Origin of the sequence: Thermoflexus sp. (genome assembly GCF_042408365.1) — a bacterium.
Lineage (GTDB): Bacteria > Chloroflexota > Anaerolineae > Thermoflexales > Thermoflexaceae > Thermoflexus.
The window spans coordinates 1-4,784 of record NZ_JBHOQJ010000228.1 but is presented as its reverse complement, the minus strand read 5'-3'; the positions used below and the strand labels follow the sequence as shown (position 1 = coordinate 4,784).

Genomic DNA, 4,784 nt, shown 5'->3' with positions numbered 1-4,784 from the left:
CTTCGGCGTCCGGCTCGCCCTAAACCCCCAGGGGATTAAAACCAAAAATCAAATTCGGAATTGAAGGAAATTTGGCCGCACAGTTCCAAAGCCCGCAGGCATCTTCCTTGAGGAGGAAACGATTGATGGCCCGCGCGCTTCCACCTGAAGCATTGCGTCGCACCGTGGATCCAAGCGTCCTTCCTTTGCGCTCCACCGAAGAGCTCCCGCCCCTGGCGGGATTAATCGGGCAACCCCGAGCGGTGGCCGCCCTGGAATTCGGCTTGGACATCCCCGACCAGGGCTTCAATATCTACGTGGCGGGTCCCCCAGGGGTCGGGCGGATGACCGGCGTTCAGATGTTCCTGGAGGCCCGGGCGAAAACCCAGCCCACGCCGCCCGACTGGTGCTACGTGTATAACTTCCAGGACCCCGCGCGCCCCCGTGCCCTTCGCCTGCCGCCTGGAAAGGGTCGCGAGCTGCGCCGCGACATGCAACAGCTCATCGAAGCGGTCCGCCGGGAGATCCCCCGCGTCTTCGAGAGCGACGAATACAACGCCCGCCGGGAGGCCATCCTGAAGGAGGTCAATCAGCAACGGGAGGAGATCCTCCAACGGTTGAACCAGCGGGCGATGGCTCAAGAGATGAGGGTGGAGGTCACCCCCATGGGGATCGCGGTGATCCCCCTCTTGGGCGGTCGCCCAATCACCGAGCAGCAGCTCGCCGCTCTGCCTCCCGCAATGCAAGAGCTGCTGCGCCGGCGCCGGGAGGCCTTCGAAGAGGAGGTGAAACAAGCGATTAAAGAGATCCGCCAACTGGAGCGGGCCGCTCAAGAGCGTGTGCGACAACTCAACCGGGAGATCGCCCTCTTTGTGGTGGAAGGGTTAATGGACGATCTCTTTGAGAAATACCGGGATCTCCCGGAGGTGCTCGCTTACCTTAAGGCCGTCCAGGATGACATTGTGGAGAACGTGGATCAGTTCCGGGGTCGGGAAGAGGGCCAGGCCCTCCCCTTCCCTCTCCCCTTGCCCGCCTTCGCAGATATGGCCTTGCGCAAATACGCGGTCAATGTGCTGGTGGACAACGCGGAGCAACAGGGGGCCCCGGTGGTCATCGAATGGAACCCCACCTTTCCTAACGTCTTCGGGCGCCTGGAGAAAGAGAGCCTGCTGGGGGTGCTGCACACCGATTTCACCCTCATCCGCGCGGGTGCCCTTCATCGGGCCAACGGGGGCTACTTGGTGATGCCCGTGGAGGGGGTGCTCCTGAACCCCTTCGTCTGGGAGGGCCTGAAGCGCACCCTGCGCCAGCGGGCCATCGAGATCGAGGAGCCCGGGGAGCGGGTGGGACTGCTCACCACCCGCACCCTGGACCCGGAGCCGATCCCCCTCAACGTGAAGGTCATCCTCATCGGCAGCCCCCTGCTCTATCACCTGCTGTATCTCTACGATGAGGAATTCAGCGAGCTCTTCAAGGTGAAGGCGGACTTCGACATTGAGATGCCGTGGGACGAGAACGGGGTGCGGGATTACATCGCCTTGATCAGCACCCTCTGCCGGAAGGAAGGGTTGTGCCACCTCGACGCAGGGGCGGTGGCGCGGGTCATCGAATACGGCAGCCGGCTGGCGGAAGATCAAAACCGGCTCTCCACCCGGTTCGCCGAGATCGCCGATTTGGTGCGGGAGGCCAACTTCTGGGCCCGCAAAGCAGGCTCCCACATCGTGACTGCGGAGCATGTCCGCCAAGCCCTCGAGGCCAAGATCTACCGGTCGAACCTGATCGAAGAACGCATCCGGCAGCTGATCGCCGAGGGCACTTTGCTCATCGATATCGAGGGGGCAAAAGTCGGCCAGGTCAATGGCCTCTCGATCCTGGATCTCGGAGATTACCGCTTCGGCCGGCCGAACCGGATCACAGCGACCGTTGCCCTGGGCCGGGAGGGAGTGATCGACATCGAGCGGGAGGCCCGGCTGGGCGGGCCGATCCACACGAAGGGGGTGCTGATCCTAAGCGGATACCTCGCCTCCAAATACGCCCAGGACAAACCGCTCACCCTCTCCGCCCGCCTGGTGTTCGAGCAGTCCTATTCCGGCGTGGAGGGGGACAGCGCCTCGTGTGCGGAGCTCTGCGCGCTGCTCTCCGCCCTGGCCGATGTCCCGATCCGTCAGGGCATCGCCATCACCGGATCGATCAACCAGAAAGGAGAGCTGCAGGCCATCGGCGGGGTGAACGAGAAAATCGAGGGCTTTTATTACACCTGCAAGATCAAGGGGCTTACCGGAGAGCAGGGCGTCATCATCCCCGAGGCCAACGTCCGCAACCTGATGCTCCGAGAGGAGGTGGTGGAAGCCGTCCGCGAGGGGAAGTTCCATATCTGGGCTGCTCGCACCGTGGACGAGGCCATCGAGATCCTGACCGGCCTGCCCGCGGGCGAGCGGGGGCCTGATGGGAAATATCCTGAGGGGACGATCAACGCGCGGGTGGATCAGCGATTGCGAGAGATGGCTGAGACGCTGCAACGCTTCGGCCGGGAGGAACGCCCGGAGCGGAAGGAGCAGGAATCCCAGAAAAACCAGAAAAATGAATAAGATGTGGGGGGCCTCCGAAGGCGGCCCCCCACCTCAAAAACATTTTTCATCCCTCCCCCCCGCGGCCCTTTCGGCCGCGGGGAGATAAGGAGGGGCAAGGAAGAGCGGGGCTTGTCCGTACGAATGGAAGGCCCAGACGGGGAATCGCGCCGCCCCCTTGTTCCCCAAAAGAGGACGTGAGAGGACGCGATGGATAAAGAGACACTGATCCGGCGAATCCAAGAGGAGCGGGAGCGCCTCCTGAAGGCCCTGGAAGGGCTCCCCCCAGAGGCGCTGAGCCAGGAGCCGGTCTTCGGGGAGTGGACCGTCAAGGACATCCTGGCCCACATCGCTGTGTGGCAGGGGCGGTTGATCACCATCCTTTTCCAGCTGGAGCAGGGGCGCCGCCCGAAAGATCTCGGCCTCTCGGAGGCCGAAGTGGACGCCCTGAACGAACGCTTTTACCTTGAACAGAAGGATCGCCCGCTGGAGCGGGTGCTGGCGGATTTCCATGGAACGTATCAGCAGCTGTTGAAACGGCTGGACCGCTTCTCGGATGCAGACCTCACGCAACCCGGACGCTTCCCCGGCGTCTCCGGCCCGCTTTGGGAGCTCATCGCGGCGGACACATTCGAGCATGACGCTGAGCACCGGGTGGATATTGAGCGGTGGCTGGAGCGGAGGCGGGCAGCTGGATAGACAGGAGTTGCGTAACCCAGGGGTCTTGCGGCAAAGCTCCCCCCTTACCCCACCGTCACGCTCAAGGACCACTCGATCTCCTGGAGCGGCGGCAACAGGCCGAAGGTCCCCCACTCCCGGATCGCGCTCGCTAGATCATCCGGTGCCCCAATCGACGGTTCCAGCCCCAGATTCTGGTAAGGGGGCGTATCCGCCCCAGACCATCCCCCGGCGTTGATCCACAAGCCCAGGTGGGTGATCGGGCCGCGCCAGCCCATCTCCCACCACGCGCCGCTCGGATGGATCAGACGAACCCAGGAGGCGGCCGGCCGGAGGAACAACTTCAAGGCCCAACCGCCCTCCGGGTCCGGCTCTTGGAGGTCTAGAACGCCTCCTGCCACTGGAAGCCGGGGCCAGGAGAAAACAGCGGTCTGCGGGGAAACGCCGATCGCCGCGGCGATTCGCCCCGTCGCTGGCCCAGGAACCAGCACGCGCGTCCCAGGCAACAGCGGGAGCAGGGGGTGAGCCGCCCAGAGAAAGTAGAAGGTATGCTCCGCGTCGTTCCATAGGCGATAGCGGATTTGGACGCTGGGGCGATCGGCCTCCAGGATGAGCGCGCGCTCAAAGCGGTAAGGGAAACGACGGCCCGCAGCCGCTCCGGTGACAATGATCCGCTTCCCCTGCTCGATGCGGGCCTGCACTTTCCAGGGTTGCAGCCACAGCTCCCCATGATCCGGGATCGGAGCTCCTGCCCATGGATCGGCCGGGTAAGCCCCCGGAGCCACTGCAGGGAAACACTCATCCCAACCCCCCAGGTCGAACGCTCGAACGTAGCTGGCCTCGCCCGGAGGGAGCCGCCAGGACAAATAGGGGTTCTGCCACAGCCAGGAAAGGCCTCGGCGCCGGTCCTCCCATGCCGCGATCTTCCCTCCCAGATCCGGGATGATCGTGAGCGCGAGGGGGCCGTTCTCCAGCCGCAGCGCTGGGAGCCCGTGCTCCATCACCTCCCGTACTCGAAGGACGCTCATGGCTGGCGGAGGCCGCGGACTTCCAGGACGGGCAACACGAAGAGGAAACCGGTCTCCGGCTCCTCGAAACGGCCGACGATCCTCTCGGTCTCCTGAATCAACCGTTCTAGATCGAAGTCGTCCGGGAGGACGGAGAACAGCGTCCGGTGATGGAAAGCGGTCTCAGCGCTTTCCAGGATGGAGCGCAAGGAAGGAACCAAAGGCAGGTCCTCTCGTCCCACCCACTGGCGCAGGGAGGCCATCCCGATGGTGTCGATCATCGTCACCCCAGGGACCCCTAAAGCCTCCCAAGCACGCAGCACCTCATGAACCTTCTCTAAATTCGGGATCACGACCACAACGCATTTCGGCATCCGAACCTCCAGGGATCGACTTGGAACTTCCGATACCGGTGTGGAGCAGGCAGCTCCCCGCCTCCCTTGGCATCACGGGATCTTTGGCTTTGGACCAACGGACAGCCCAGCCTCTCGTCCGGGCCATCTCCCTTCTCGCGGCCTGAAGGGCCGCGGGGGAAACCGCATGGTTTTGGGGT

At 63.8% G+C, this 4,784-nt stretch carries 4 protein-coding genes; 2 read left to right on the top strand and 2 right to left on the bottom strand.

Going from position 1 to position 4,784, the window contains the following annotated elements; genetic code table 11:
* Window positions 1–125 precede the first annotated feature (125 nt).
* Together ACFMO5_RS10760 and ACFMO5_RS10755 are read left to right on the top strand one after the other, a co-directional pair.
* Complete coding sequence (locus tag ACFMO5_RS10760) at window positions 126–2,567, top strand: Lon protease family protein (protein WP_376792754.1); 2,442 nt, start codon at window positions 126–128, stop codon at window positions 2,565–2,567.
* Window positions 2,568–2,756: 189 nt separating this feature from the next.
* Window positions 2,757–3,245 carry a DinB family protein gene (locus ACFMO5_RS10755; protein WP_376792753.1) on the top strand — a complete coding sequence of 163 codons (489 nt, stop codon included), beginning with the start codon at window positions 2,757–2,759 and terminating at the stop codon, window positions 3,243–3,245.
* Window positions 3,246–3,289: 44 nt separating this feature from the next.
* On the opposite strand, the gene ACFMO5_RS10750 is transcribed toward ACFMO5_RS10755, so the two are convergent.
* Together ACFMO5_RS10750 and ACFMO5_RS10745 are read right to left on the bottom strand one after the other, a co-directional pair.
* Window positions 3,290–4,225: a hypothetical protein gene (locus ACFMO5_RS10750; protein WP_376792752.1), complete on the bottom strand. Its 936-nt coding sequence runs from the start codon at window positions 4,223–4,225 to the stop codon at window positions 3,290–3,292.
* 23 nt (window positions 4,226–4,248) lie between these two features.
* Window positions 4,249–4,605 (bottom strand): hypothetical protein, encoded by a 357-nt coding sequence (locus ACFMO5_RS10745; RefSeq protein ID WP_376792751.1) that lies wholly within the window; start codon window positions 4,603–4,605, stop codon window positions 4,249–4,251.
* Window positions 4,606–4,784 lie beyond the last annotated feature (179 nt).